Below are 26258 nucleotides of genomic sequence, written 5' to 3'. Positions count from 1 at the left end.
CACTCTCCAGGTGGCGCGACACGAGGTCGCTTGTGTTGAGTGGGAGGTCGAAGGACCGTTCACCACGAACCGCGAAGAGCCGGTTAGCTCTTGTAGGCGCCCCACCCAGTCCAGCGGTCGATCTCGAGCCACCCGCTCCACCGCTCGCCCTCGCGGTCCGGGTACGCGTGACCGGTGTAGTGCCGCGAGAGCCGGTCGATGCCCGACCGGTCGGTGTCCGACTGCAGGTCCACGACCGAGCCAAGGAGCGTGAGGTGGCTGTACCAGTCATCGCCGCCGAGGACCGTCAGCGAGACCCGCGGATCGCGCCGCAAGTGCGTGAGCCGCACGCGCGTGGCGTCGAGGTTGAGCAGCACCCGACCCTCGTCCAGGAGGTACCACGTCGCGGCGGTGACCGGGGAGCCGTCGCGTCGCACGGTCGCCATCACCGCGCGGCTCGGCTGGGCGAGCATGGCCAGCGCGTCGTCGGGCAGCGGCAGTGTGGGCACGGGGAGCTCCTGGGGGGGCCGACAGCGGATTGCCCAGTATGCACGCGGCTCGCCGGGTGGCGCCGGAGTTCAGCGCCGCGGGGGGTCGCCCCCCACCAGCCCGCACTCGTACGCCAGGATCACGGCCTGCACGCGGTCCCGGGCACCGAGCTTCGCGAACACGTTGCCCACGTGGGTCTTGACCGTGGTCTGGGACACCACCAGCTCGGCCGCGATCTCGGTGTTCGACGCACCCTCCGCGATGAGGCGCAGGACCTCGAGTTCGCGCGGTGTGAGCGCGCCCAGGCGAGGGTCCGTGCCGTCGTCGGCCGCGACCACACCGGCGGCCGGCAGGTGGGACGCGAAGAGGTCGAGCATGCGGCGCAGCACGCGCGGCGCGACGACCGCGGTGCCCGCGGCGACGGTGCGGATCGCGTCGAGGAGCTCGTCGGGACGGGCCGACTTGAGCAGGAAACCGCTCGCGCCGGCGCGCAGCGCGGCGAACGCCAGGTCGTCGACGTCGAACGTCGTGAGGACCAGCACGCGCGATCCGGGGTGGTTCGCGACGATCCGCGCGGTCGCGTCGATGCCGTCCATGCCCGGCATCCGGATGTCCATGAGGACCACATCGGGCGCCAGCGCGGCCACCTGGTCGAGCGCGACGCGACCGTCCGCAGCCTCGCCGACCACCTCGAGGTCCGGCTCGGACTCGATGACCAGCCGGAAGCCGAGCCGCAGCAGCGCCTGGTCGTCCACCAGGAGCACCGTCGTCATCGCGCGCCTCCCTCATCGTCCGGCCACGGCAGCACCGCATGCACCTGCCATCCGCCGACCAGGCGCGGACCGGACGACACGTGCCCGCCGAGGAGCGCGGCCCGCTCGCCCATCCCGACGATGCCACGCCCGCTACCGCCCCCCGTTCCGGGCCGCGTCCCGCCACTGTCGACGACCTCGACCTCGAGCGAGGTCGGGGTGCGCCGGAGCGTGACCTCCACCGACGACGCACCCGGGGCGTGCCGCAGAACGTTGGTCAGCGCCTCACCGAGGATCCGCAGCACCGCCAGGCGAACCGACGTATCGTCCGGGAGCTCGATGTCGAGGCCCGTCACCGTCACGGGCAACCCGGCGGCGCCGAACCGCTCGACGAGCGTCGGCAGGTCGACCTCCGTTGGGTCCGCGCGACCGTCCGTGCCGTCGTCGTCCGCAGGTCCCAGGGCGCCCAGGACGCGTTGCATGTCGATCAGCGCGGACCGGCCGGTGCGTGCTACCTGCCGTACCGCGTCCCGCGAGCGGTCCGGGGCGCGCTCGAACGAGGCGTCGGCACCGTCGGCCAACGCCACCATCACGGTCACGCTGTGGGCCACGACGTCGTGCATCTCGCGGGCGATGTGCGCGCGCTCGGCAGCGCGGGCGAGCGCCGCGCTCTGGTCCCGCTCGCGGGCCAGTGCGCGGTAGCGCGCGACGAGCTCCATCGCGTGCAGGCGGCGGGCCCGTGCGGCCGACCCGATCGCGACGCCCAGGAGGAGCAGTGCGAGCAGCAGCAGGACGGACCCCATGCGGCGGCCCGCGGAGAACAGCGGCGCCTCGAGGTACGTCGGCGGCTCCCAACCCGACCCCAACCCTGCCGACGACCACGCGATGATCTCGATCAGCCCGAGGTCCTGCCACCACCACAGCCCGAGCGTCACGGTCGACAGGACGACGCCGAAGACGATCCACGTCGTGCGCGCGGGTCGGGTGGCCGCGACGCCGTAAAGGGCGCACGCCGCGCAGGCGCCTAGCACCCCGAGCACGCCGGCGAACAGCAGCGAGGCGAGCGACGCGACGGTCAGCGCCACCGTGACGCCGAGCGGCGCCAGCCGTCGCACGGCCAGCAGCGCGGCACCGATCGCGGCGCCGACGAGCCAGGTGGCAGTGACCCGGCCAGCGACGCCCGCGTCCGGCGGATACAGACCGAGCGCCGTGGCGCCGCGCGCGGTCTCCGCCGCGAACAGGGCACCGACCAGCCCGACCACCGCCATCACGCCCGCGACGGAGAGGTCCATCATCCAAGGGCGCGCGGTGACGAGACGACCGACCGGGCTCCCGCCGCGGACGTGCGCCTCGGTCAACAGATCGTCGTCGATCGAGGGCACACCGGCCCGTGCCACGGTCGCGCGCCGGATCACCACGGTTCCACTGTCCCACCCGCCACCCCCCGTACCCGCCGGGTGACGGGCGATGGCCGACGGCCGCAGCCCCGAGCTGGCAGGCTCAGCGGACGTCATGGCACCGCAGCCGGTAGGCCGCCGCCGCGAGCACGACCAGCACCCACACGACGACGACCACACCCCCTCCCCACAACCCGAGCTGCGGTCCCCGCGTGCTGGCGTCCAGCGCCGCGAGCGCGGCGTCGTCCTGCAGGAGCCTGGCACCGGACGAGGGCAGGAGGGCACGGATCGTGTCGGTGACCGGGCCGGGGTTCGCCGCGAGGAAGCGATCGCCGACGAGCGTGAGCATCACGGCGGTGACGATGGCGTCGGCGGGACGGCGCAGCAGTGCACCCAGCGCCACCCCGAGCAGGGCTACCGCGACGCTGGCCACCACGAAACCGAGCACGGCCCGCGATGCCCCCGGCACGGACAGGTCGAGCGCGGGGGCACCACCCGCTCGCGCCGGAATCGTCGCGAGGTACGAGGCGCCCAGCGCGGCGACCGCCGTCGTGAGCGCGGCCCCCGCCGTGACCTGGACCTGCGCCACCAGGATCGGGAGCCGTCGCGGCACGGTGGTGAAGGTCGTCCGCGCCGTGCCGGTGGTGTGCTCCGACGCCCCGACCAACGCTCCCAGGACACCGAACCCCACCTGGGCCAGCACGAAGCCGGAGGTCACCACCCACGATCCCGACCGGCCGTCGCCGGCTCGCACGAACATGCCCAGCCCATACGCCGTGCCCGCGGCGGCCACGATCGTGCCGAGCGCCAGCCAGGCGTTCGACGGCACGCTCGCGAGCTTCGTCCACTCCGAGCGGAGCACACGGGTCGCCGTGACGGTCGTCATCGCACGTCCCGGGCGCGCAGCCGCACGGCCGCCGCCCCGAGCAGAACGAGGATCCAGGCAGCGAGGACCAGGCCGCCACCCACCGGGCCGAGGTCCGGCACGCCCTCCATCGGACCGGCGGACGCCGGCGAGGTCATCAGCAGCCCGGCGCTGCCGGGCGTGAGCACGTCGAGTGTGCCACCGACGGTTGTCGACCCGGCGGCGGGAGCCACCAGCGACGCCGGGTCGGCGCCGCCCAGCATCGGGTCGGTCGCGATGGTGAGCACGAGAGGCAGGATCAGGACCAGGAAGAGCGCCGTCACCACGGCCGGGACTGTGCGCCGCAGCAGCGCTCCGACGGCCAGCCCGAGCAGTGCCAACCCGACGACCAGCAGCACCATGCCCAGCAGGACGCCGGGCGTGTCACCGGCCGTCAGGTCCACCGCGATGCCCCGCGACCCCGCCGAGGGCAGTATCGCCACGACGGAGGCCGCCGCAGCGAGCACCCCGACGCCCAGCGCGAAGAGGGCCACGACGAGGGCCTGCGCACCGAGCACCGCCCCACGCCGCGGGACTGCCGTGAACGTGGTCCGGAATGCACCCGTGCGGAACTCGCCCGCACCGATCAGCACGCCGAGCACGAGCGGGCCGACCATGGCCAGCACCAGGCCGGTGGACAGGTCACCGAGCGGCTGGAACCCGGGGTCACCCGAGGCCGCCCGGGCGCCCAGGTAGGTGAGGAGCCCGGCCACACCCACCGTCACGGCAGCGACCCACCATGGGGAACGCAGCGAGGTGAGCTTGGTCCACTCGGCGGCGACGACGCGGCCGAACATCGGCCCGGAACCCGCGGTCGGCGTCGGGATGCTGCCCCGCACTGTGGTCGGCGTGCTCATCGGGCACCGTCCTTCATCTCGGCCGCGCGGTACTGGACCGCGTCCCCGGTCAGCTGCAGGTAGGCCTCCTCCAGCGATCCGGACTCGGCGCCCAGCTCGAGGACGGTCACCCCGCACCGGCGTGCGGCGGTGCCGACGTCATCAACCGACGCGCCGCGCACCTGCAGCACCCCACCCTCCAGCGGCGTGACCTGCGCGCCCGCGGCGAGGAGCTCACGGGCGAGCGGCTCGGGGTCGGTGGTGCGCACCCGAACGGTGCCGGCCCGCTCGGAGCGGGCGACGATCTCCTGGACCGACGCATCGGCCAGCAGCCGCCCACGCCCGATGATCACCACCCGGTCGGCGCACAGCGCGAGCTCGTGCATGAGGTGCGACGAGAGCAGCACCGTGCGCCCCTCGGCCGCCAGCTCACGCACCAGGTGCCGCACCCACAGCACCCCCTCGGGGTCGAGGCCGTTGACCGGCTCGTCGAGGATGAGCGTCGCGGGGTCGCCCAGCAGCGCCCCGGCGATGCCGAGCCGCTGACCCATGCCGAGCGAGAACGTGCCGGCTCGGCGGTTGGCGACCGGCTCCAGGCCGGTCTGCGCGAGGACGTGGCGCACGCGCGCCCTGCCGATGCCGTGCGTCCGCGCCATGGACAGCAGGTGCTTGTACGCCGTGCGGCCCGGGTGCACCGAGCGCGCGTCGAGCATCACCCCGACCGCGTGCAGGGGTGCGGGCAGATCGGCGAACCGGCGACCATCCACCGTCGCCGTGCCCGATGTCGGCCGCTCGAGCCCCACCACGATCCGCATAGTCGTCGACTTGCCCGCACCGTTGGGCCCGAGGAACCCCGTGACCGTCCCCGGCCGGGCCGCGAACGTCAGCCCGTCCACCGCCGTCGTGCTGCCATAGCGCTTGGTCAGCGCCGCTACCTCGATCATCAGATCTCCTTATCGTCGGGTTCGTCGACGACGCTACGGAGGCGGACCGGAGGCCCGGCACCTGCTGTGGGAGGAACCCGCGGCGTCGCAGGCTCCTCCCACGGGACGAGAGCGTCCACCGACTAGCACCGGCGCGCTCATCGGGGAACGTCGTCAAGGCCGTCGCGGGCGCGTTGCTCGATGGCCCGTTTGTGCGAGAGTCGTTGGTCGCCGATGATCTGGTCGCGCACCTCGGCGGGAGTACGGCCGATTCCAGCGAGTAGCCCCGAGAGGGCGCTGGCCGCGGCGATGGCGAAGCACGCAGCGCCGGACGCGCCCATGCCGGTCAATGCGGCGAGGAGGTGGCCGCGCAGGGCGCCGGTGCCGGGGATCTCGACCCGGTGGCGGTTGCGGTAGTGCGTGAGCGCGCCCATCACCAGCTCGTCCTTGTTGGCCCAGCGGTGGTCACCGACGGGGACGCCCGCGGTGCTGGCGCGGGAGGCGTCGGACTCCATGGTCAACTTCGCGAAGCCGACCTCAGATGTTGGAGCCCGTTCGGCTGCTCGCAATCATCTCGGCGCGTCGACCATGGATTCGCTATGGAAACCGCCGGGTGCCCTCACGTCAGCACAGTCCGAGGCGCACAGGAGCGAGCTATGTCGGATGGAGGACGAGATCGCCGCGACCGCGGCTCGCACGGTGCTGCGGGCAGCGGGAACCGCGGCTCCGGGTACTCGGTGATGCTGGTGCTGGCTACACCGTGGCGCCGGAGAGGGCCTCTGGCGCCGCCGACGACGTCGCGTCGGGCGCCGCCGAGAGACCCGCGATCACCCTGCGGGGAGCCGGAGCGTGAACGTCGAGCCGAGCCCCACCGTGCTGACTGCCGTCAAGGTCCCGCCGTGGGCGTGCACCAGGTTGTTCGCGATCGCGAGGCCGAGGCCGCTCCCGCCGGAGCCCCGGCTGCGGGACCGATCGGCGCGCCAGAATCGATCGAAGAGGTGCGGCAGGTCCGCCGCTTCGATCCCAGATCCGGTGTCGACGACGTCGACCACCACGCACCCGGGTTCGCCTTGGGCCGTCACCGTCACGGTGCCGCCGTCCGGGGTGTGCCGGAGAGCGTTCGTGACGAGGTTCTCGATCGCCTGCCGGATCCGCACGGGGTCCGCCTCGAGGGTCAGGCCGTCCGGTGTGCTCGTGGTCAGGCTGATCCCTCGTGCTGCGGCCTGCGCGGAGTACGCCGTCCGGATCTGCGCGAGCACCGGGGCGACCTCCATCGCTTGCGGGTGCATCCGGAGCTCGCCCGCGTCCGACATCGCGAGGTCCTGCAGGTCGTCCACGATGCGTTGGAGCTGGATCGCCTCTTCGAGGAGCGCGCGGTCGAGCTCGGGTGTTCGCTCGGCCAGCCCGTCCTCGGTGGCCTCAAGCCAGCCGCGGATGTTGGTCAGCGGCGACCGGAGCTCGTGGGCGATGTCGCTGATCAGGGCCTTGCGCTGCTCCTCCATGTGCTCGCGACCGGCAGACATCTCGTTGAACGCGGCGCCGAGCTCGGCGATCTCGTCCCTGCCCCGCGTCTGCACGCGCGCGTCGGAGTCGCCCCGCGTCATGCGCTGCGCGGCCAGGGTCAGGGCTCGTAGCGGCCGGATCATCCGGTGCGCGGCCGCCGCGGTCGCCCCGACCGCCACGAGCAGCACGACGGCTGCCAGCGCGGCGATCTTGAGCTGGTTGGCGCGCGAAAGATCGAGGTGGGCGGGCGCGGCGCGGGTGCTGCTCGACAGGTACAGGAGCGCAGCCGGGGGCGCGTAGGGAGCGAGCAGCTGCTGCCTCGAGCTTTTCAGGCACGTGGGGATCGCGAGCTGGTCGGCCAACGGGAGCGGTGCATCGGTCGACCAGGTGAGGTCGCGGTGCAGGGTGATCGTCGTGGTCCGCTGGGCACTCAGGCAGGCGTTCACGGCGGACTCGAGCTGAGCGAGCGCCGCCGCCTCGGTGGGCGGGACGACTTCGTCGAGCAGGGAGACGCCGCAGGTCGCCGCGATCGCGACCGAGTTCGTCTCCACCGTCGGTCGGCCGGAGGGAGCGATCGAGATCGCGCCGTCTCCGCCGAGTGCGTCGACGCAGGCCAGGATCTTGGCGGCGAAACCCTCGAGGTCGCGACGCTCGGGCGAGGTGAGAGCGAACGGGCCGACGACGCGCGCGTCGATCGGGTCTGACGACGCGCCCGCGCCGAGCGCCGGGTCGACGGCCAGCGGGTCGACGACGGCGGAGGCCCGCGCGGGCAGCGGGTCGGGCGTCGATGCGGGGTCGGCCAGTGCCGCGGAGTCGGCGATCACCGTCCCGTCCTGCATCGTCAGGGTGACTCGTCGGCCGGCCTCGGTGCTGAGCGAGGAGACCACGGGGCCGACGTCCTGCCAGGTCCGGTTCGTTGCCGCATAGTCGAGCAGGCGGCGATACGTTGCGCTGTCGTTCGCGAGCGAGCTGCCCTGGGCCTGCTGGATCCCCCGGGAGACCGTCATCGCCGCAAGCCAGGCGGTCGCACCGATGGAGCACACAGCGATAAGGCTGGAGACGATCAGGAGCCGGACGATCAGGCTATGACGCACGTACCGGCCCGGGACCATCGGCGAGCTTGTAGCCGATGCCGTACACGGTGAGCAGGCGGACGGGTCGCCGCGGCTGCGGCTCGAGCTTCTTGCGCAGGTTCTTGACGTGGAAGTCGATCGTGCGCTCGGTCATGAACTCGCCGAAGCCGTGCATCTGCCCCAAGAGCTGGGTGCGGGTGAGCACCTGGCCCGGGTTGGAGGCGAACGCCTCGAGGAGACGGAACTCCGCCGGGGTGCACTCGACCGCGGCTCCGTCGAGGCTCACCTCGTGCCTGAGCGAGTCGACGGCGAGCGCGCCGACCTGAAGCCGCTCCTCCGGCTCGTCGTTCGGCCCCGATCCTTTGCGGCGCAGGAGGGTCCGCACCCGCGCCATCAGCTCACGCGGGCTGAAGGGCTTGGTCATGTAGTCGTCGGCACCGAGGTCGAGACCCTGCAGGAGGTCATCCTCGGTCGAGCGCGCGGTCAGCATCAGGATCGCGACCTCGCAGTCGCGGCGCAGGATCCGGCAGACCTCGAGCCCGTCGATGCCCGGCATCATCACATCGAGGATGAGCAGGTCGGGTGAATGGGCGCGCACGTGCGCGATCGCGTCGTGGCCGTTACCGACGATCGTCACCGTGTGGTTTTCGTGCTCGAGGTAGCGGCGGACGAGCTCCGACTGCAAGGAGTCGTCCTCGGCGACGACCACGTTCGAGCACATGCCGTGATCTTAGGCAGCGCCGCGCTCCCGCAGCGCAACGCTCACAGGTTCCTCACGATCACGGTGCACTGTCTGCGACATGACACAGCGGCGCACCCGGCGCGCAATCGTTCTTCTCACCGTGACGCTCATAGTGGTGCTGGCCGTCCTGGTGGGTGGAGCCGGGCTTGCGCTCCGGGGCGCGCCGCGGCCCGCGGCGTCGCCGTCGATCGCCCCGGTCGCGACGACCACGGTGACCCGCACCGACCTCACCCAGAGCGAATCGTTCGACGGCACCCTCGCCTACGGGGCGGTAACGGCGCTGAAGGGCACCGGTGACGGGATCCTCACGGCGCTGCCCGCGGTCGGCGACATCGTCGACCGCGGGTCAGTGATCTACCGCGTCAACGACCGACCGGTGCCGGTGTTCCTCGGCGACACACCGTTGTTCCGATCCTTGGACCTGGGCGCAGTCACCGCGGCACCGGTCGATCCCGGCGCCGACCCGACCATCCCACCCGTCGCGCCGCCCCCGCCGCCGGCACCGATCATCGGCGCCGATGTCGCGATGGTCGCCGCCAACCTGGCAGCCCTCGGCTACCCCGCCGCCGGGGTGTCGAGCGACCCGCACGAAGCCCGGTGGTCGCGGGCCCTGAGCCGGGCGCTGGGCCGGTGGCAGAAGTCGGTGGGCCTCGAGGCGACCGGGACGCTCGCGCCCGGTGCCATCGTCGTGCTGCCCGGCAAGGCCCGGGTCAGCTCGGTCGCCGCACAGGTGGGAGACGCCGTCGCGGGCGAGGTCCTGTCCCTCACGGGCACGTCCAAAGCGGTGAGCGCGCCGGTGAAGTCCACCGACGTCGCCCTCTTCGCGGTGGGTACGGCCGTCTCGATCGGGCTGCCGGACGGTCGTAGCGTGCCCGGGACGGTCAGCGCGATCAGCACCATGGTGGTGACCACGTCGAACGAGGAAGGCACGGTCGACGTGCCCACGATGGACGTGACGATCGCTCCCGTGGACCCGGCCGCCGTGGACGGTCTCGACTACGCCGCCGTGAAGGTGACCGTCGTCGTCGGCTCCCACCCAGGCGTTCTCGCCGCGCCCGTCGAGGTGCTGCTCGCGCTCAAAGGCGGCGGATACGCGGTCCAGCTGCCGTCCGGCGACCTCGTGCCGGTGACGACGGGCATGTTCGCCCAGGACCTCGTCGAGCTCAGCGGCGATGGGATCACCGAGGGCCTGACCGTGGTGACCGCGTCATGACGGCGCAGGCAGCGCCGGAACCGGGCCAGCGAGCGTCGACCGTGCTCGAACTCAGGGACGTCACCAAGTCCTACGGGACACAGTCCGACGGCGCCGAGGTAGTCGCGCTCGACAACGTCTCGCTCGTCGTCGCCCGAGGGGAGCTCGTGGGCATCGTGGGACAGTCCGGCTCGGGCAAGTCCACGCTCTTGAACATCATCGGCACGCTCGACTCCCCCACCCGCGGCATCGTTGAGATCGAGCGTCGGGACACCCGCGAGCTCTCCGACAACCAGCTCTCCGCGCTGCGCGCCCGATCGCTCGGGTTCGTCTTCCAGCAGTTCCACCTCTCCGAGGAGCTGAGCGCGGCAGACAACGTGGCGGCCGGGCTGCTCTACGCCGGCGTTCCGCGCCGACGACGCCTGCCCCAGGCAATCGAGGCGCTGCACCGGGTGGGCCTCGGGAGCCGCATCCACCACCGGCCGAACCAGCTGTCCGGCGGGGAGAAGCAGCGCGTCGCCATCGCCCGGGCGATCGTCAACGCTCCGGCGCTGCTGCTGGCCGACGAACCCACCGGGGCCCTCGACACCGCGACCGGGGACGCCGTGATCGACCTGCTCATCGAGCTCAACGCCCAAGGCACGACGGTCGCGCTCATCACGCACAACACCGCCATCGCGGCGCGGCTGCCGCGTCAGATCGAGCTGCGCGACGGCCGCATCGTCGCCGACTCCGCCAGGAGCGAGCCGTGACCGAACTGGCCGAGGTGCGCCGCGTCCGCCTGAACCCGATTGATGTACTGCGGCTCGGCTTGCTCGGAATTCGGAGCCGCAAGCTCCGCGCCGTCCTGTCCGCTCTCGGGATCTCCATCGGCATCACGACATTGGTCGTGGTGACGGGGATCCCGGCGTCGAGCCAGGCAGCGCTCTCGGAGCAGCTGACCTCGCTCGGGTCGAACATGCTGCGCGCCGACCCGCTCTCGCAGTCTGACGAGCCGGTGCTGCTGCCGCTCGGCTCCCTCGCCATGGTCGAGCGGATCGGTCCCGTCACCCACGCCGCGGTGGTCGCCAACACCCACGCGACCGTGCGGCGCAGCGATCGGGTCGACCCGAACAGCACGTCCGGACTCACGGTCCTGGCCAGTGGCGGGGACATTCTCGGCGCGGTCAACGGACGCGTGAGCGTCGGGCGGTTCCTGACCGCGGCAACCGACACGTTCCCGATGGTCGTCCTTGGATATGAAGCGTCGCGCCGGCTCGGCATCAATACCGTGGGCACCGATGCGACCCGCCCACGGGTCTACATCGACGGTTCCTACTTCACCGTCGTCGGCATCCTTGCGCCGATGCCGCTCGCGGCCGACCTGGACAGCTCGGTGTTCGTGGGGTGGGACGTCGCGAAGTCGGAGCTCGGGTTCGACGGGCGCCCGACCGTCGTCTACGCCAAGGCGCGCGAGGACGCGGTCGAGGACGTGCGAGCGGCGCTGGCCGCCACCCTGTCCCCGCGCGCATCCGGGCTGGTCCAGGTCAGCCGACCCTCGGAGGTGCTCGCGGCCAAGAACGCGACCGAGAGCACCTTCTCCGCGCTGTTCGTGGCGCTCGCGGCGGTCTCGCTGCTCGTGGGCGGCGTAGGAGTTGCGAACACGATGTTCATCTCGGTCCTCGAGCGCCGCCGCGAGATCGGCCTGCGCCGGGCGCTGGGCGCGACCCGAGGGCAGATCCGCGCGCAGTTCCTGACCGAGGCCATCGCGCTCTCCGGGCTCGGAGGGGCGGTCGGCTCGGCCATCGGAGTGCTTGCGACGATTGCGTACGCGACCTACGAGCGGTGGCCGGTCGTCATCGCGCCCACCACCCTCGCCGCGGGTCTCGGCGGCGCCGTCGTGATCGGGGCCCTCGCCGGGATCAGCCCGTCGATGCGCGCCGCCCGCCTGACCCCGACCGAAGCTCTCGCGACGTCATGACCACACATAATGCACACCAGATGAAGGGACCACCACAATGAGCCACCACCCGACCGCGAGGCTGTCCGGATGGGGCGCGGCGCTGGCACTCGCCGGCGCCGTCGTCCTCGCAGGCTGCACGACGGCGACGCCGCAACCGCAGGTCGCAACGATCGCGCCCAGCTCAGCAGGGTCGCCGTCGGCCTCGACCGCCACGGCGAGCCCTGGCGACGGCGCCTCGTCGCCTCCGGGCGGTGCGGCGCCACGCGAACGGCTTGACATGACTAGCGCCGAACTGGAGGCGCTCTCGCTGCCGTACCAGGACTGCATGATTGCGAACGGAGCTCCCTTCAAGGGAGGCAACGCCGAGGCGGACGGCCAACAACCCATGACCGGCCCAGCGACCGCGTCGGCGGGCGACTATGACCAGGCGCTCGCGGCGTGCCAGCAACTCCTGCCACTGCCGCCGTGGGAGGAGGACCGCAGCAACCCGGACGCCCAGGCCTTCGTGCAGGCCGTGGTCGACTGCCTGCACGGCAAGGGGATCAAGTACGTCGAGATCGATGGCGACGCGAGCTCGCCGACCTTCGACCTCTCGCTCGGCGGACCGAACAACGACTCCGACTCGATCACACGTGGGATGGACCTCATCCCGGAGTGCCAGCGAGAGGTCTCTGCCGCGAAGTAGCGCCGGGCTTACCGCCGGTGAGCGTCGTCCGGCATCAACGCGGCCGCCGATGAGGCAATCCGTAGCTGGTTCGATCGGACGGACGTCGTTGCGCAGGCCGAGGTGGACGCGGAGATCCGGCGGATGCGTGAGGACACCGACTCCACCGCGGTGCTGGGGAACGGCACCGAGGTGGACTCCTCCTACGGCACCGACTACTACCACAGCGTCGACGAGGAGTATGGGATGGCGATGAGCCGCGCCATCGGCCAACTGTTGACCGCCGAACTGGAGCGCCTCGGGTTCGACGCAAGCCAAGCCAGCTTCGAGGGTGCGAGCTCCTGCCCAGGGGCGCAGTGGTGAACCGCACCCACGAAGCCCACGTCACCGCGACCCTCACGTCCAACGCGGCCGACTTCCTGCAACCTGCCGCCCCGGACCGGGCTCAGAAGTCCTTCCCGGCGGATCGCGGCGCGGTCCGGTCGACACCCGACGGAGCGCTCGCACTGGGCGGTGGGCGTTGGGCCCTGATCGTCGCGCTCCGTGCATGCGGTGCGACAGAGGGGCCGGGCGGGCGGTCGTCACGCGGCACATGCCCCCGCGACCTCCGGTGCCGTGGGGCGTGCAACCGTTTACCGTGCCGGACGCGTCTGAGGGGTATGAGCGAACGGAGAGCAAGCAATGAGATCTGACGAAGAGTTCCGGGAGTGGGCCGCGCAGCGCCGCCAGTCGCTGGTCCGCACGGCGACGCTGCTGACGGCCGGCGACCCGCACACGGCGGAGGACGTGGTCCAGACCGCTATGACCAAGATGTACCTCGCCTGGCCGCGCCTGCGCGACGTCCGGGACCGCGACGCGTACGCCCGCCGCGTCCTGGTCAACGCCTTCACCGACGAGATGCGCACGAGCCGGCGCAAGCGCGAGGACCTCCGGTCACAGCTGCCGGACCGGGCCGTCGGGAGCGGCGCAATCGACGACGACTCCCGGCTGCTGTTCGCGGCGCTCGACGAGCTGCCGGACCGGATGCGGGCGACGGTGGTGCTGCGCTACTTCCACGACCTGAGCGTCGCCGACACAGCCCGGGCGCTGCGGTGCAGACCGGGGACGGTCAAGAGCCAGACGGCACGAGCGCTCGAGAAGCTCAAGCACCGGCTCGGACCGGCCCTGCGCGACGACGCGGGTCTGCGCCCGGACCCCCCCGACCACCCGCGGGGCGACACCGCCCCTATCCCGATCCACGCCACCCTCACCGCTGGGAGAATGTCATGAGCGACCTGACCACCCTGATGTCCCGCGCGACCGCCACCGTCGACGCGACGCCCGCCGCTGTGCTCGACGACGACGTGAGCCGCGGGCAGCGCGCCCGCCGTCGCCGCACGCGCCTGGTCGGCACCGGCGTTGCCGGCGCCTTCGCTGCCACGGTCGCGGTCGGCGCGCCGCTGCTCACCTCGACCACCCCGGCCGCCGCGGCCGAGCTCGTCGCCTACACGGCCGAGCAGCCCGCGGGGTTCACGATCGCGGAGGTCCCCGAGGGCTGGCACGTGCTGTCCTCCGACCGGAGCAGCCTGATGCTCGCCGACGGCGACGACGACGGCTCGGACCCGAACAGCTTCGAGGGTCGGATCGTCGCAAGCCTCGTCGGTTCGCAGTCGCTGCCGGGCGGCGACCTCGAGGCGCAGACCTTCGCGGTCGGCGGTCAGGAGGTGCTCGTGTACGACATGCTCGGGGCGGACGGGGGTCCGAGCGGGACCCTCGGGGTGTTCGCGCCCGAGGGCGACGGGGACTACCTCTCGGTCCAGCTCCCACCCGAGCTGCACTGGACGGGCGAGGTCGCTGCACGGTTCGTCGAGGGGCTCGACGTCACCGACGACGCGGGCCACACGGTCGGCTGACCACCGAGCGGTGGTGCGGCGCACGGACACGAGCCCGCGCCGCACCACCGGCTCACTCCGGGCTGCGCGCGCCGCGAGGGTCGCGAGCGAACTGTCGCTCTCGAACCTAAGGCGGCCGCGTTCATCAGGACCGTCACTGCTTCCACCTCACGCCACAAACGGATCCGCTCACACACACCCACGCCACAGCGACAACGTGGACAGGGACAACCGGATCCTGGCCGAGGAGCTGCTCTACGCCCGCCTCTGGTCGTTCGAAGACCTCGTCAGAGGAAGCTTGCTGACCGGACCGAGAGCCGACACTAACAACGGTGCAGAAGAAGCCGGGGAGACGCGATGACAACGAACGACGAAGACCAACGAGCCATCGCCGGTTCGACGCTCCCAGAACGGACGAACACCGCCACCGCCAACGGGCAGGACCGAGAAATTCGTCGCGCCGCGCTCTTGCTCCGCCTCGCCACCATCGGAAAGCTCAGCCGAAACCCTCCAATCAGATGAAGCAAGTACCGGAAAGACTGTCTCGCCGACGCCCGCGTCGCCCTACCCGGGGCCGTCTCGTGAATCGGACGAGCGCGTCGGCAAACGCCTCGCAATCCTCGATGTGTCCAGTGAAGCTCGTTTCGGCTCCGTCGACGACGAAAGCATGTGCAGCCACCTGAGTTGACCGCTTCGTCTGCCTGTGCGAGTCTCCCCCGAGTCGACTTGAATCCGGCTTAGCTCGAAGGTCGTCGACAGACCGCGGAGAATTTGGAAGTGCCTCTGCGTCAGATCACCTGACAGTTCGAGTTGGTCCACACCGTTGAAGCCCCACCAAGGTGCGGGCGAGAATCTGGCGGCTGGCTGCGGAGGGCGTGCCGAAGGCGCGGATCGCTGAGCGGCTGGGGATATCCCGGACGACGGTCTTGAAGGCTGTGCAGTCCGACAGTCCGCCGCGATATGAGCGGGCACCGGTGAAACGTCGTTCGCGGTGGTTGGGCCGAAGGTCCGGGCCTTGCTGGCCGAGACCCCGGACATGCCCGCGACCGTGCTCGCGGAGCGGGTCGGGTGGACTGGGTCGATCACGTGGTTCCGGGAGGGGGTTCGCCAACTGCGACCGCAGTTCCGGCCGATCGACCCTGCCGTCCGGCTGACGTGGGATCCCGGGGACGCGGCGCAGTGTGATCTGTGGTTCCCGCCGAAGAAGATCCCGCTCGAGGACGGCTCGAGCAAGTTGTTGCCGGCGTTGGTGATCACTGCCGCGCACTCCAGATTCATGCTCGCCCGGATGATCCCGACCCGGCGAACCGAGGATCTACTGCTGGGGTCGTGGGAACTGATCCAGCAGCTCGGCCGTGTCCCGCGGCGGCTGATCTGGGACAACGAGGCAGGCATCGGCCGGGACCACCGCCTGGCGCAGGGCGTCGCGGAGTTCATGGGAACACCCAACTCGCGGGCTGGCTCACCTCCAACGTCTCCCCGTTCGCCGAGTCAAGACCGACCGGTCGCTCGTGGGTCGAGTCGCTACCGACCGCGAGGGCGATGCGCTCGTGCGCTCGTGCGCTCGTGCGCTCGTGCGCTCGACGATCGACCTCGCCCGCACCGTCGGACTCGTGGTTGTGGCCGAAGGAGGCCTCCGCAGCCTCAGGTCCAATTTGCACATCCACGCAGAGGGATCTGCGCGTGCTTGGGGTAAAGTGATCGTTTTGATCAATTAGGGTCGGTGTCCGGCCAGGGGAGAAGTGACCGTGGATAGTCGCCTTTTCGTCGGTGGTGTTCCGCGCGCGATGTCTCGCAAGAGATCTGAGCGCATGCTTGCCGTGCTTTCGTTGCTGGATGCTGATGGCTCGGTCAGTCTCGGTGCGCTCACGCACGAGTTGGGTGTCTCAGCCGCCACGGTCCGGCGAGATCTGGCCGACATGGAGGATCAGGGACTCTTGGTGCGTACGCATGGTGGTGCTCGCCTGCGTTTAGCTCTGGTGGAGGTGCCCGTGCGGTTGCGGGACTCGCAGTCCCGCGAGGCGAAACTGCGAATCGCACGCCGGGCAGCGGAGCTATTGCCTGGGGGGCGCTACAGCGTCGCTCTTTCTGGGGGCACGACGACGGCGGAGGTCGCGCGCGTCCTCGCGGTGCGTCCGGAGCTTGCGATCATCACGAACTCCCTCACGACCGCGATGGCGATCGCGTCACGACCGAACCTGAAGGTCATCATCACCGGCGGAGTGGTCCGATCGAGTTCGTTCGAGGCCGTCGGCGCGCTGGCCGAAAACACGTTCAACTCGATCAACGTCGGAACGGCGATCCTGGGCACCGATGGCATTAGCGCGGAGGGCGGGGCGACGACCCACGATGAGACGGAGGCGCGGACGAATCACGCGATGGTCGCCCACGCCCAGCGAGTGATGGTCGTGGCCGACGGGTCCAAGGTGGGCCGGCTCACCTTGGCGAAGATGGCGGACCTCGGCGAGATCCATGTGTTGGTCACCGACTCGACAGCCGACCAGGAAGAGCTGGAGCGCATTGCGGCGGCGGGTGTGGAGATCCACGTTGTCTGACGCGAGCCGGATTGGGCCAGGAGACCGACCGGGCCATGCGGCGTCGTCCGCTCCAATTCGGAGTCGGGCGACGCCGCATGGTGTTCGCTGTGTGGGCTACTAGCGGACGGCCGTGATTCCGTCGGTGCCCTTGGTCAGAACGGCCGGGTCGGTCGTGGAGGTGAGCGCCTCGCCACGCTTCTCGTCGCTGTAGACCATCAGCGTGGACCCGACGATCGCCAAGATGATGCCGATGGTGGCGAAGCCGCTCGGAACCGTCCGGTAGATCAAGAGAGACAGGGCGATCGTGAGAACGGGGGCAAGTGCGTTCGTGACGGGCGAGACGATGGAGGCCTTTCCTCGGCTCAGGGCCATCACGAGGAAGAGGGCGCCGACCGCGTTGAGGAGTTGCGTGGCGCCCGCGAGTGCCGGCGCCTGCCACGGGGCGGAGTCGGGGAATCCGCCCATCATCAGGACGGCGACAGGGATGAGCAGAAATCCGCTGATCGTCATCCAGCCGAACGTGGTGCCGTCGTTTACCCCGACGGTCGCGGCCTTGCGCATGAAGAACGCTTGCACGCCCCAGGCGATGCAGATCAGGATCGCCATGAGCAGCCATGGACCGGTTGCGCCATCGGTGGTGCCGCTGGAGATGCTGAAGAGCACGACTGCTACTAGGGCCATCGCCACCCCGAGCACAGCGACTTTGCTGATGCGCTCGCGCAGCAGCGTCACGGCGAGCACGACGGTGATCATCGGTGAGAGCGCGATGACGGGGAAGACGAGGTAGGCCGGTCCCATGGTCAAGGTCTTGAACAACAGCAGCTGGCCACCGGCTCCGGTTAGCCCGATCGCGAGCCCGTAGTACGCGGCGATCGGGCGACGGTCGAAGGTCGATCGGCGCAGCGCGAAAAACGCCGGGATGAGCATCGTAAACGCCCAGATGATGTAGACCATCTCATCGGGGTAGCCGTACCTGACGGTGGGTTGGCTTGAGAACGCCCCCCAGACGCCCCAGAACAGAACCAGGAGTCCTGCGTAGGTGATCCAGCTGCGGTTGGTGGTGGACATGATGTCTCCTTAGGCGTTGGACGGCGCGATGGCAAGACCGGCGCGCAGGCGGACGAGCGCGTCGGGGCTCAATGGGGTTCCGGCGAGCTTCGCCGCATACAGCGCGGCGCCCACGTCTGGCGTGTACAGCGGTTGGTGGATCTCGTGCTGCACGCCGCGGCGACAGAGTTCGGCGGTGAAAGTCGCCAGGACCACCTCGGAGCTGAACACACCGCCCGAGTAGGACACCGGCACGGTTTCGTCGGGCCCGAACGCGAGCCTTCGTCGCGTGCAGTCGACGAGGGCCGCCAGCTCACGGCCGGCGTCAGCCAGGATCTGCGAGGCGCTCACGTCTCCGCGTGCCGCTGCCTGGCCGACTTGCCGGCTCAGAGCGGCGATCTCGCTGCGTGTGCCCTTCCATCGGTTGAGTACGACGTCGACCAGGTCGAGATCGGCGGTCAGGTCGAGGTGGTCACGGAACACGTCCATGAGCGGCCCGGGGGCGAGGCGCCCGTCACTCATCTGGGAGAAGACGCTCAGCCCCCGCACGGCGATCCAGTACGCGGACCCTTCGTCGCCGAACAGTTCGCCCCAGCCGCCGACGCGGGCCCCGGTTCCCCTGCGCTCGCCATAGGTCATTGAGCCGGTTCCGCTGATGACATTGATGCCGTCGACGGCTCCCAAAGAGCCCGCCCATCCGCAGACCATGTCGTTGTTGCACTGGTAGCGCCCGTGCCCCAGAACCGCTCGCGGCGCGGAGTCGAGTGCCGCTACATCTCCGCTCGCCTCGCCGTACGTCGGCAACCCGAAGAAGGCAAACTCCAGCTCATGCGCCGCGATGCCCGCTTCCTGGCATACCGACTCGATCCCCTGCGTGAGGTACCGCTCCACGATCTCGATGCCATGCGCGAAGTAGTCAACGCTCGGCACCTGTCGTTGCGCGATCACCTGCCCGTCTTGATTGATCAAGCACAACGCTGTCTTGGTGCCCCCGCCGTCAACGCCGAGAAACATCACATACCTCCACCTGGCGTCCGCACTGGCGCCATCGATTCGTCAGCCGCCGTCCGGGAGGTCGGAGCCGATGTCAGGGAGCGAGGCCCGCTCCCTGACGTGCCGTCAGACGAGTGCCCTCGAGCCCGGCAGCGCAGGCTGCGGGAGAGCATGGATCGTGACGCCCTGCACCACTCGGTTCACGGCGCCCGAGGGGAACGGGTTATCGGGGGTGTTGCCCAGCGCGAGCGAAAACTGCAGTCCGAGCAGTTGCGCGCTCACGACAAAAGGCAACGCGAGAGCCGCGTCCGCGACGTCGTCAAGCCCATCGAGGTGCCACGGGTCGCTGGTGTCGAGTGGTTCGGTCCGCCCCGCCGCGATTGCGACGACGCTCCTGGCGCCCAGCGCTCGCCGCAACTCATCCGCGATGTCGATGTCGTACCGCCGGGTATAGGAATCGTTGGAGAGGTAGACGAGGGCCAAGGTGCGGTCGTCAAGGACCGCCTTCGGCCCGTGCCGGAAGCCGAGCGCGGAGTCTGAGTACGAGACGACGCCCCCCGCCGTGAGCTCCAGCAGCTTCAACGCTGACTCCCGGGCAAGCCCTCGCAGGGGCCCGCTGCCCAGGTAGACCACGCGGTCGTAGCGGCGCTCAGCGAGCGCCCGCGCGGCCGGCCCCTGGGTCGCCAGAATCGTCTCGGCCACCACGGCCAGCCGCTCTGCGAGCCCATCGTCGCCAGACGGTCCCGTCAGTGTTAGCCACGTGGCGAGGGTCATGCATGTGAAGCTTCCCGTCATGGCGAAGCCCTTGTCGTTGGAGAGTTCCGGCATGAGCAGCACGAGGGACCGGTCGGCACCGTTGTGCCGCTGGTGCAGCTCACCCGCGGGGTTGCAGGTGACCACCAAGTGGTAGACCTCGGACAGGCACTGCTCGGCAAGCTCGGTGGCAGCCACACTCTCGGGGCTGTCCCCCGACCGTGCGAACGAGACCAAGAGGGTGGGGCTGTCCTCCGCGAAGCACTCGAGGGGGCTAGAGACGATCTCCGTCGTCGAGATGGCGTCGACCCGCCGGTGGAGTTCCCGCCGCAACGCCGGCGCGAGCACGTCACCAGCGAAAGCCGAAGTGCCCGCACCTGTCAGGACGATGCGCAGATCGTCGCGATCGAGCAGCGGGCGCAAGAACGCCTCCGTCTGCACCCCCCGGGCACTCGCGGTGCGACCCACCTCGCGCCACAGATCCGGCTGCTGGAAGATTTCACGGGCGGTGTGCTGAGCTCCGCGAGCGGCTAGCTCGTCAGCGGTATAGCCGAGTGATTCGAACATCACAGTGCGCTCCTCAGGGTGGGGTTGCAGGCCAGCGCGTAGTCGCGCAGCACGTCACGGACCCGGTCGATGGCAAGCGCCGCCGGCTCCACCGCGACCTCGCCCCGGCGGACACGGGCGTACTGGTCCGGCAAGTACTGGCTCAGCAACGGCAACGGGATGTGTGTCGCGCTGAGGTTGGACAGCAGCCGGACCTCAGCTGCGTGGATCTCGGGATCGGGCCAGTAGTAGCGGACCCGGTCGCTGTAGCTGTACCGGCGCGCGAGCCGCTGATCGCCGTCGTCGCCCTCGTAGTAGCTCTGCCACCAGTGCGGGTCCGCGAGCATCCGGCGCTCCACGACCGCGACGAGATCCGACCGGTCGCAGTCAGCAACCAGCTCATCTTCGATCGCGGCGAGCGCGAACAGCGCCTCGCGGAGCGCGAACGTCAAGCCCGGGCCGACCTTGAGGATCGCCCAATGGTCCTCAACAAGCTCCGCGAGCCGTTCCGTCGTCTGGTAGTCGGTGGAATGGGCTTCGAAGACGAGGTTCGGGTGCCCATCGACGACGCGTTGCAGGGCCGTCGTGCGCTCGCGGTCGTAGTCGACAACGCGGGCGTGGTCGAACTCGACCCCAGGCTGAACGACCAGGCCAACGACGCGATCCCAGGCTCCCGCGAGTCCCGCATCAGCGAAGGCCTTCTCATGGCGAGCAAGGGTGACCCGGGCCGCGTCGTCGGACGTTGGAGCAAGCTGCTCAATCGTCTCGTGCGCTCCGCCAGGAACGGGCACCTCCGTGCCGATCACATAGAGGACCTCGCTGACCCCAAATTCGCGCAACGCGGTGGCCTCCCCGATGCTCGCTAGCCGTGCCGCACGTCCGGCGACGACGTCGTCGGTTAGCGGCTCCGAATCACCCGCGCACGCCATGCTGCAGTCGAGGTGAATCTTGGAGAAGCCAGCTGCGACGTACGCCGCAACGAGGCCGTCCGCACGGTCCATCGCGGCCTCGGCGCCCAGCCCGCGCCAGGTATTCGGACCAAGGTGGTCACCGCCCAGAACGACCCGGGCCCGGGGAAGGCCAACGCGGTCCGCGATCGCATAAACGAGGTCACGGAAATCTTCGGGCCGCATACCGGTGTAGCCACCGAACTGGTCGACCTGGTTGGACGTCGCTTCGACCAGGACGGACCCCCCGTCCTGTAGCGCCTGCAGCACCGCGGCCTCGAGCACCAGCGGGTGTGCCGAGCAGACCGAAGGAACGCCTACAGACGCTCCGGCCTTGTGTCGATGGATGGTGTCGAGTAGCAGGTTCGTCACGATGCTCCGATGCGTCGATGGACAAGCAGCGCCCCGTGGAACCGGGACGCCGACGTGCCCGCTGATCAACGGACGCTAACTCCGGCGAGCACCAACTTGCACGCATCGCTCACTCTGAATGCTCGATTCAGTCGTCGACTGCGTAGTTTGCTGTGGGCGGGGCCGATGATGGGCATGCGGCGCACGACCTATGGCCGCTGCCACCATCCGAGGAGCCAATCGTGGGAAAACCCCCAGCTCTGCTGCACCGAGGAGCTGCCGTACTCGCCTTCGACGTCGGCGGGACGGACCTCAAGGCGGCTCTCGTAGACGAAGCTGGCTCGATACTCGAGATCGTGCGCGTGCCGACACCGCGCGACGGGGCGCGCACCGCGGACGCTGTCGTCGCGCAGGTCGGCGAGCTCGCCCGGCGCCTTGCGTCGAGCCATCCGCAGGTCCGACCAACGGCGGCGGGGCTACTTGTGCCCGGCTACGTCGACGACGAGGCGGGAGTTGGGATCTTCTCGGAGAACCTAGGTTGGACGGACTACCCGTTCCGTGCCCGCGCGGAGTCGGCGCTGGGGCTGGTCGTCGCCTTTGGGCACGACGTACGTGCGGCCGGCGAAGCAGAGTATCGGCTGGGCGCAGCGGCGCCGTTCCGCGACGTGGTCGTCGTGACGATCGGCACGGGGATCGCTGGGGCGATCTTCCTCGAGGGCCGACCGTACGCAGGCGGCGGCATGGCCGGCGAGATCGGGCACTCCAAGGTCGCCGACGGGCCGGAGTGCGTCTGCGGCCGGAACGGCTGCCTAGAAGCCATCGCGTCGGCCAGCGCGATCGCTCGGAGATATACCTTCGCATCCGGGATCGCCGTCAACGGCGCTAAAGAAGTCCTAGAACGAGCCGCGTTCGGGGATCCCGTCGCGGCTGGCATTTGGGAGAGCGCGTTGGACGCGCTCGCTCTGGTCTTTTCGCACACGGTCGCGCTCCTAGCACCCGAGGCGATCGTCCTCGGCGGGGGTTTGGCACAGGCCGGCGCCCTTCTACTCGAACCACTCGAGCGACGCCTCGACGCGATCCTGACCTTCCAGCGCCGTCCGCAGCTGCTGCTCGCGAGCATCGGCGAGAACGCGGGCGTCATTGGCGCTGCCCTTCGCGCACGCGACCTGATCAGCCGCCGGGGGCTCGTATGACCGTGGTGTCGACGCGTGAACTCATGCGGGATGCGGTCGCCGCGGGCGCGGGCATCGGCGCGTTCAACGTCGTGCATCTCGAGACCGCGGAAGCACTCGTCACCGCAGCCGAGACCACTGGCCTGCCTGTGATCCTGCAAATCTCCCAGAACTGCGCGCGATTCCACGGCGGGCTCGAGCCGATCGCGCTGGCAACGCTCGCCGTCGCGCGGGCATCGAGCGCCCGCGTGGCAGTCCACCTCGACCACGCCGAGGACGCGGACCTCGCACGCCAGGCCGTGGACCTTGGCTTCGGCTCGATCATGTTCGACGGTGCGCGACTCCCCTACGAGACGAACGTCTCGGCAACCGCCGACCTCGTCGAGTACGCCCACGATCGAGATGTCTTCGTCGAGGCCGAGCTGGGCGCAATTGGAGGCAAAGACGGCGCACACGCACCTGGAGTGCGCACCGACCCAGGCGAGGCCGCGCAGTTCGTGGCTGAAACCGGCGTCGACGCGCTAGCGGTCGCCGTCGGCACGTCGCACGCAATGACCGAGCGGGTCGCCTCACTCGATCTCGATCTTGTCGCCCGCATCCACGCAGCGCTTGTCGTCCCCCTGGTGTTACACGGCTCATCGGGAGTCACCGATGCGCAGATCCTTCGAGCGATCGACGCTGGCATGACCAAGATCAACGTCTCCACCCACCTCAACGGCTTCTTCACCTCCGCCGTCCGCGCAAGCCTTCGAGAAGACCGCACCATGGTCGATTCACGTCGCTACGTCGGCGTCGGTCGCCGCTCGCTCGCAGCGGAGGCGGCTCGCTTGATTGCTCTCTTTGCAGGCGTGCATCATTGCCACGCCGATATAACCTAGGAAATGATGGAGAGAGCCAGGGTGTGAATCTCTGGGCGCGCCCTGCCAGGAGGTGCTGGATACGAGCCCAAAGGGCTTTCCATGAGCCGCTTCCGCACGGCTTTCACCGAGGGATGAGAGAACGAGCGCTCCCCCGGCACCCGCTAGAGCGGGCTGGTGCACGAGTGAGGGCCACGACATCCCGATGGCTGCGATCGAGGAGGACGGGATCACGCGCTGTAGTGAAAACAGCACGCCGCGATTCTGATCTCGTCGTCGACCACCTTGTAGATCAGGCGATGCTCGTCCGTGATGCGCCGCGACCAGTAGCCGTGAAGACCATGCTTGAGGGCCTCGGGCTTGCCGATGCCCTCATGAGGCGTGGCTTGGTCGGCGCCCCTGGAAATGTCCTTGATCAGGTCGTTGATCCGTTTGACGACCCGACGATCCTGGACCTGCCAGTACACGTAGTCCGACCACGCGTCCTGGTCCCAGACATACCTCACTCGACGAGCTCGCGCTCCTCGCCCCGCCCAGCCTCCAAACGCTCTATCGAGGTCAGCAACCGACGAGCGTTCGCGGGGTTCTGCAGGAGGTAGGCAGTCTCCTTGAGCGACTCGTAGTCGGCGAGTGAGACGATGACCACCGGGTCGTGCCCCGCCCGGGTGATGACAACTTCTTCGCGGTCATCAGTGACCGCGTTCAAGGTCTCCGCGTACCGGGCCCGCGACTGCGAGTACGTCATGGTCTTCACCGCACACCTCCAGGGTAGTACAGGAAACTGTACGCGGCTCAACCCTCGTTGCCAATCGTCCTCGCCGAGCAACGACGAACTCGCCGCGCGTCTCGCGATTCGTGGCCGCATGATCTCTCGTCGCACGAGTTCCCGACTTTTGACGACTCGATGACGGTGGTACACCACCGGCCGCCGCGGCCACCACGGTTGTCGCAGTGCTCACACGCCGCGATACTGAATCCACAGACCGGACCGCAGCACTTGACACGGCGATCCACAGCGGCGTCCGGATGCATCAAAACTCGCCACTTACTCGTCACTAATGACTGAAGATGCTCCCGACCAACCGTAACAACCACTCCCCCGACGCCCACGTCATCGCAGGTCACCCGCACAAACCCGAAATGATAATAGAGATCAAATGCCCCCCCCTTTGATCTCGATCCAGTGTGGGTTCGCAATTTGAGTCACCCACCGTTCGCCCATCGTTTTTCGACGCAAGGACGCCGTGCGGTCTGTGCGAAAATCGCCTCACCCGGCCCAGAAAGGGCGCGCTGCCTCGCCGTTCATCGCCGACCTGCCCGGCTCCGCCGGCCCGGGTTCGGAACTAGCCAGCGCCCCTGTCCACGGCTCTGCTCTGCGCTCTACGCGCGTGTGTCAGCGCTCGCTAGGACAACGGCTGCATGCAGACGATCCTGGTCCCGCCACTGCTCTGCTCGGCCCTTGTCTACGAGCCCATCATCGAGGTGGCCTGGGCGCACGGCTCCGTGGCGGTGGCGGACACCCGTCACGACGACACCATCACCGGCATGGCTACTCATCTGCTGCGCGACGCCCCCGAGAAGTTCACGCTCCTGGGGACCAGCATGGGCGGGTACGTCGCGCTCGAAGTGATCCGCCAAGCTCCCCATCGCGTCCAAGCACTCGCACTGGTCAGCACCACCGCGCGGGCTGATACACCCGAGCAGCTCGCGTCGCGGGACCAGCAGTCGCAACTTGTCGAGGCCGGCCAGTTCGACGGCCTCGTCGATGCGGCGTTCCGCGGACTCGTCGCGGAGCAGCACGAGAAGGATGCGGCGCTGCTCGACATCTGGCGCGCCTTAGCGCGCACAGTAGGAGCGCGGGTGTTCCTCGACCAGCAGCGAGCTGTGATGGGCCGCGTCGATGTACGCGAGCTCCTCCCGACGATCAACTGTCCTACCGTCGTCATCCATGGCGCAGACGACCGCTTCATCCCGAGGGAGATGGGCGAGGAATGCGGCGCGGCGATCCCCGGCGCTCAAAGCGTCGTGATCAACGGCGCAGGACACTTCCTGTCCAGGAGCAGCCCAAAGCAACCGCCCGCGCCGTGGCGGACTTCCTCGACAAGGTGCACTGGATCCACTGACTCGATCCGCAACCGGCGACGCGTCTCGGTCCCGCCCATCGGGTCCGCGACCACGTCAACGCCGCTCGGGGATGGGCACCGCGTTCGCCGTCGCGGCCAAGGCACCGATCACCGCGGTGTTGCTCCTGCTCAAGCTCGGCGAGTACACGATCATCGTGCCCCTCATGGTCGCGATCGTGCTGGCCAGCGCCATGAGCCACGTCCTGGACCGCGACCGCATCCACGCCTCCAAGCTGCGCCGACGCGGCGTCGACATCTCCGTCACCCCCGAGGAAAGGCGGCTCGCGACGATCACGGTCGGGCAGATCATGGAGCCCGTTGGGACATCCCTGCGGGAGAGCGTCAGCCTCCACGCGGCCGCCGGCGTCCTGAGTCACGCGCCGCACGGCCAGCTACCGGTTCTGGACGCCTACGGTCGCTATCGCGGGATCGCCACCGCACAGACGGTCGCCGCCACCCCGCCGACGGAGACCACAATCGGGTCACCGTCGCGTCTGTCGTCGAACTGCCCGACGCCGTGAAGATCGCCGACCACGTCACCGACGCCCTCGACTCCCAGGTCAACGTCGTGGGCTGGCCCAGCCACCCACGAGTACTGGCGCTGCTGCACGGAGCCTCCGACGACACGCGGGAACTGGCGCCCGCTCCCGTGTGGCCCAGCCCGG

Annotated in this window: 27 protein-coding genes and 2 pseudogenes; 14 read left to right on the top strand and 15 right to left on the bottom strand. The window is 69.6% G+C overall.

Annotation, left to right across the window (positions count from 1 at the left end; genetic code table 11):
* Positions 1-83: 83 nt before the first annotated feature.
* The 9 genes from J4E96_RS09070 to J4E96_RS09030 form a co-directional block, all read right to left on the bottom strand.
* Positions 84-488 (bottom strand): PPOX class F420-dependent oxidoreductase, encoded by a 405-nt coding sequence (locus tag J4E96_RS09070; RefSeq protein ID WP_227425423.1) that lies wholly within the window; start codon positions 486-488, stop codon positions 84-86.
* A gap of 69 nt (positions 489-557) precedes the next feature.
* Positions 558-1241, bottom strand: a complete 684-nt coding sequence (locus J4E96_RS09065; RefSeq protein ID WP_227425422.1) for a response regulator — start codon at positions 1239-1241, stop codon at positions 558-560.
* On the bottom strand, positions 1238-2638 hold the full coding sequence (locus tag J4E96_RS09060) for a sensor histidine kinase (protein WP_227425421.1): 1401 nt from the start codon (positions 2636-2638) through the stop codon (positions 1238-1240). The genes J4E96_RS09065 and J4E96_RS09060 overlap by 4 nt, the downstream gene beginning before the upstream one ends.
* Positions 2639-2720: 82 nt before the next feature.
* Positions 2721-3503 carry a hypothetical protein gene (locus J4E96_RS09055; RefSeq protein WP_227425420.1) on the bottom strand — a complete coding sequence of 261 codons (783 nt, stop codon included), beginning with the start codon at positions 3501-3503 and terminating at the stop codon, positions 2721-2723.
* Positions 3500-4378 carry a hypothetical protein gene (locus J4E96_RS09050; RefSeq protein ID WP_227425419.1) on the bottom strand — a complete coding sequence of 293 codons (879 nt, stop codon included), beginning with the start codon at positions 4376-4378 and terminating at the stop codon, positions 3500-3502. The genes J4E96_RS09055 and J4E96_RS09050 overlap by 4 nt, the downstream gene beginning before the upstream one ends.
* Positions 4375-5301, bottom strand: coding sequence for an ABC transporter ATP-binding protein (locus J4E96_RS09045; protein WP_227425418.1), 927 nt, complete (start codon positions 5299-5301; stop codon positions 4375-4377). Before J4E96_RS09045 ends, J4E96_RS09050 begins: the two co-directional genes overlap by 4 nt.
* Positions 5302-5438: 137 nt before the next feature.
* Positions 5439-5795 carry a hypothetical protein gene (locus tag J4E96_RS09040; protein ID WP_227425417.1) on the bottom strand — a complete coding sequence of 119 codons (357 nt, stop codon included), beginning with the start codon at positions 5793-5795 and terminating at the stop codon, positions 5439-5441.
* Between the two features lie 312 nt (positions 5796-6107).
* Positions 6108-7895, bottom strand: a complete 1788-nt coding sequence (locus J4E96_RS09035; protein WP_227425416.1) for a sensor histidine kinase — start codon at positions 7893-7895, stop codon at positions 6108-6110.
* Positions 7867-8577, bottom strand: a complete 711-nt coding sequence (locus tag J4E96_RS09030; RefSeq protein WP_227425415.1) for a response regulator transcription factor — start codon at positions 8575-8577, stop codon at positions 7867-7869. The genes J4E96_RS09035 and J4E96_RS09030 overlap by 29 nt, the downstream gene beginning before the upstream one ends.
* Positions 8578-8656: 79 nt before the next feature.
* On the opposite strand from J4E96_RS09030, the gene J4E96_RS09025 reads away from it, so the two are divergent.
* The 10 genes and pseudogenes from J4E96_RS09025 (at position 8657) to J4E96_RS08980 (ending at position 16822) form a co-directional block, all read left to right on the top strand.
* Positions 8657-9811: a hypothetical protein gene (locus J4E96_RS09025; RefSeq protein ID WP_227425414.1), complete on the top strand. Its 1155-nt coding sequence runs from the start codon at positions 8657-8659 to the stop codon at positions 9809-9811.
* The gene (locus J4E96_RS09020; protein WP_227425413.1) at positions 9808-10542 is read left to right on the top strand and encodes an ABC transporter ATP-binding protein; all 735 of its coding nucleotides are present in this window, start codon (positions 9808-9810) and stop codon (positions 10540-10542) included. Before J4E96_RS09025 ends, J4E96_RS09020 begins: the two co-directional genes overlap by 4 nt.
* Positions 10539-11750 (top strand): ABC transporter permease, encoded by a 1212-nt coding sequence (locus J4E96_RS09015; protein ID WP_227425412.1) that lies wholly within the window; start codon positions 10539-10541, stop codon positions 11748-11750. The genes J4E96_RS09020 and J4E96_RS09015 overlap by 4 nt, the downstream gene beginning before the upstream one ends.
* 259 nt (positions 11751-12009) lie before the next feature.
* Positions 12010-12417, top strand: a complete 408-nt coding sequence (locus tag J4E96_RS09010) for a hypothetical protein (protein WP_227425411.1) — start codon at positions 12010-12012, stop codon at positions 12415-12417.
* 102 nt (positions 12418-12519) lie between these two features.
* Positions 12520-12759 carry a hypothetical protein gene (locus tag J4E96_RS09005; RefSeq protein WP_227425410.1) on the top strand — a complete coding sequence of 80 codons (240 nt, stop codon included), beginning with the start codon at positions 12520-12522 and terminating at the stop codon, positions 12757-12759.
* A 318-nt stretch (positions 12760-13077) separates the two neighbouring features.
* Positions 13078-13665: a SigE family RNA polymerase sigma factor gene (locus J4E96_RS09000; protein WP_227425409.1), complete on the top strand. Its 588-nt coding sequence runs from the start codon at positions 13078-13080 to the stop codon at positions 13663-13665.
* Complete coding sequence (locus J4E96_RS08995; RefSeq protein WP_227423647.1) at positions 13662-14288, top strand: hypothetical protein; 627 nt, start codon at positions 13662-13664, stop codon at positions 14286-14288. Before J4E96_RS09000 ends, J4E96_RS08995 begins: the two co-directional genes overlap by 4 nt.
* A gap of 108 nt (positions 14289-14396) precedes the next feature.
* A pseudogene (locus J4E96_RS20500) lies at positions 14397-14547 on the top strand (IS481 family transposase); the annotation flags it as partial.
* Between the two features lie 559 nt (positions 14548-15106).
* Positions 15107-15421, top strand: a complete 315-nt coding sequence (locus J4E96_RS20400; RefSeq protein WP_227425408.1) for a helix-turn-helix domain-containing protein — start codon at positions 15107-15109, stop codon at positions 15419-15421.
* A gap of 657 nt (positions 15422-16078) precedes the next feature.
* Positions 16079-16822: a DeoR/GlpR family DNA-binding transcription regulator gene (locus tag J4E96_RS08980; protein WP_264466192.1), complete on the top strand. Its 744-nt coding sequence runs from the start codon at positions 16079-16081 to the stop codon at positions 16820-16822.
* 99 nt (positions 16823-16921) lie between these two features.
* On the opposite strand, the gene J4E96_RS08975 is transcribed toward J4E96_RS08980, so the two are convergent.
* From J4E96_RS08975 to J4E96_RS08960, 4 genes are all read right to left on the bottom strand, one after another.
* On the bottom strand, positions 16922-17872 hold the full coding sequence (locus J4E96_RS08975; protein WP_227425407.1) for a DMT family transporter: 951 nt from the start codon (positions 17870-17872) through the stop codon (positions 16922-16924).
* A 9-nt stretch (positions 17873-17881) separates the two neighbouring features.
* Positions 17882-18865, bottom strand: coding sequence for an N-acetylglucosamine kinase (locus J4E96_RS08970; protein WP_227425406.1), 984 nt, complete (start codon positions 18863-18865; stop codon positions 17882-17884).
* A gap of 105 nt (positions 18866-18970) precedes the next feature.
* Positions 18971-20164, bottom strand: a complete 1194-nt coding sequence (locus J4E96_RS08965; RefSeq protein WP_227425405.1) for an SIS domain-containing protein — start codon at positions 20162-20164, stop codon at positions 18971-18973.
* Entirely contained in the window at positions 20164-21462 is a 1299-nt protein-coding gene (locus tag J4E96_RS08960) for a D-tagatose-bisphosphate aldolase, class II, non-catalytic subunit (protein WP_227425404.1), read from the bottom strand. Before J4E96_RS08960 ends, J4E96_RS08965 begins: the two co-directional genes overlap by 1 nt.
* 221 nt (positions 21463-21683) lie before the next feature.
* On the opposite strand from J4E96_RS08960, the gene J4E96_RS08955 reads away from it, so the two are divergent.
* Together J4E96_RS08955 and J4E96_RS08950 are read left to right on the top strand one after the other, a co-directional pair.
* Positions 21684-22634: an ROK family protein gene (locus J4E96_RS08955; RefSeq protein WP_227425403.1), complete on the top strand. Its 951-nt coding sequence runs from the start codon at positions 21684-21686 to the stop codon at positions 22632-22634.
* Positions 22631-23491, top strand: a complete 861-nt coding sequence (locus J4E96_RS08950) for a class II fructose-bisphosphate aldolase (protein ID WP_227425402.1) — start codon at positions 22631-22633, stop codon at positions 23489-23491. The genes J4E96_RS08955 and J4E96_RS08950 overlap by 4 nt, the downstream gene beginning before the upstream one ends.
* A 209-nt stretch (positions 23492-23700) precedes the next feature.
* On the opposite strand, the gene J4E96_RS08945 is transcribed toward J4E96_RS08950, so the two are convergent.
* Positions 23701-23976, bottom strand: coding sequence for a Txe/YoeB family addiction module toxin (locus J4E96_RS08945; protein ID WP_227425401.1), 276 nt, complete (start codon positions 23974-23976; stop codon positions 23701-23703).
* Positions 23973-24215 carry a type II toxin-antitoxin system Phd/YefM family antitoxin gene (locus J4E96_RS08940; RefSeq protein WP_454824034.1) on the bottom strand — a complete coding sequence of 81 codons (243 nt, stop codon included), beginning with the start codon at positions 24213-24215 and terminating at the stop codon, positions 23973-23975. Before J4E96_RS08940 ends, J4E96_RS08945 begins: the two co-directional genes overlap by 4 nt.
* A gap of 674 nt (positions 24216-24889) precedes the next feature.
* Here J4E96_RS08940 and J4E96_RS20395 point away from each other — a divergent pair.
* A pseudogene (locus tag J4E96_RS20395) lies at positions 24890-25528 on the top strand (alpha/beta fold hydrolase); the annotation flags it as partial.
* 136 nt (positions 25529-25664) lie between these two features.
* On the top strand, positions 25665-26114 hold the full coding sequence (locus tag J4E96_RS08930) for a ClcB-like voltage-gated chloride channel protein (protein ID WP_227425860.1): 450 nt from the start codon (positions 25665-25667) through the stop codon (positions 26112-26114).
* The last annotated feature ends 144 nt before the right edge of the window (positions 26115-26258 follow it).

The organism is Pengzhenrongella sicca, assembly GCF_017569225.1.
Lineage (GTDB): Bacteria > Actinomycetota > Actinomycetes > Actinomycetales > Cellulomonadaceae > Pengzhenrongella > Pengzhenrongella sicca.
The sequence above is the reverse complement of the archived record's forward strand: the minus strand, read 5'-3'. Positions and strand labels throughout refer to the sequence as shown.

What these genes read in the sequence shown, in the direction of transcription:
- J4E96_RS09025 (WP_227425414.1), top strand. Translation starts at nt 8,657, where the DNA reads ATGACACAGCGGCGCACCCGGCGCGCAATCGTTCTTCTCACCGTGACG.
- J4E96_RS08980 (WP_264466192.1), top strand. Translation starts at nt 16,079, where the DNA reads ATGCTTGCCGTGCTTTCGTTGCTGGATGCTGATGGCTCGGTCAGTCTC.
- J4E96_RS09030 (WP_227425415.1), bottom strand. Translation starts at nt 8,577, where the DNA reads ATGTGCTCGAACGTGGTCGTCGCCGAGGACGACTCCTTGCAGTCGGAG.
- J4E96_RS09045 (WP_227425418.1), bottom strand. Translation starts at nt 5,301, where the DNA reads ATGATCGAGGTAGCGGCGCTGACCAAGCGCTATGGCAGCACGACGGCG.
- J4E96_RS09050 (WP_227425419.1), bottom strand. Translation starts at nt 4,378, where the DNA reads ATGAGCACGCCGACCACAGTGCGGGGCAGCATCCCGACGCCGACCGCG.
- J4E96_RS08930 (WP_227425860.1), top strand. Translation starts at nt 25,665, where the DNA reads ATGGGCACCGCGTTCGCCGTCGCGGCCAAGGCACCGATCACCGCGGTG.
- J4E96_RS08995 (WP_227423647.1), top strand. Translation starts at nt 13,662, where the DNA reads ATGAGCGACCTGACCACCCTGATGTCCCGCGCGACCGCCACCGTCGAC.
- J4E96_RS09035 (WP_227425416.1), bottom strand. Translation starts at nt 7,895, where the DNA reads ATGGTCCCGGGCCGGTACGTGCGTCATAGCCTGATCGTCCGGCTCCTG.
- J4E96_RS08975 (WP_227425407.1), bottom strand. Translation starts at nt 17,872, where the DNA reads ATGTCCACCACCAACCGCAGCTGGATCACCTACGCAGGACTCCTGGTT.
- J4E96_RS08965 (WP_227425405.1), bottom strand. Translation starts at nt 20,164, where the DNA reads ATGTTCGAATCACTCGGCTATACCGCTGACGAGCTAGCCGCTCGCGGA.
- J4E96_RS08950 (WP_227425402.1), top strand. Translation starts at nt 22,631, where the DNA reads ATGACCGTGGTGTCGACGCGTGAACTCATGCGGGATGCGGTCGCCGCG.
- J4E96_RS09020 (WP_227425413.1), top strand. Translation starts at nt 9,808, where the DNA reads ATGACGGCGCAGGCAGCGCCGGAACCGGGCCAGCGAGCGTCGACCGTG.
- J4E96_RS09055 (WP_227425420.1), bottom strand. Translation starts at nt 3,503, where the DNA reads ATGACGACCGTCACGGCGACCCGTGTGCTCCGCTCGGAGTGGACGAAG.
- J4E96_RS08940 (WP_454824034.1), bottom strand. Translation starts at nt 24,215, where the DNA reads ATGACGTACTCGCAGTCGCGGGCCCGGTACGCGGAGACCTTGAACGCG.
- J4E96_RS09010 (WP_227425411.1), top strand. Translation starts at nt 12,010, where the DNA reads ATGACTAGCGCCGAACTGGAGGCGCTCTCGCTGCCGTACCAGGACTGC.
- J4E96_RS09000 (WP_227425409.1), top strand. Translation starts at nt 13,078, where the DNA reads ATGAGATCTGACGAAGAGTTCCGGGAGTGGGCCGCGCAGCGCCGCCAG.
- J4E96_RS09065 (WP_227425422.1), bottom strand. Translation starts at nt 1,241, where the DNA reads ATGACGACGGTGCTCCTGGTGGACGACCAGGCGCTGCTGCGGCTCGGC.
- J4E96_RS09040 (WP_227425417.1), bottom strand. Translation starts at nt 5,795, where the DNA reads ATGGAGTCCGACGCCTCCCGCGCCAGCACCGCGGGCGTCCCCGTCGGT.
- J4E96_RS08970 (WP_227425406.1), bottom strand. Translation starts at nt 18,865, where the DNA reads ATGTTTCTCGGCGTTGACGGCGGGGGCACCAAGACAGCGTTGTGCTTG.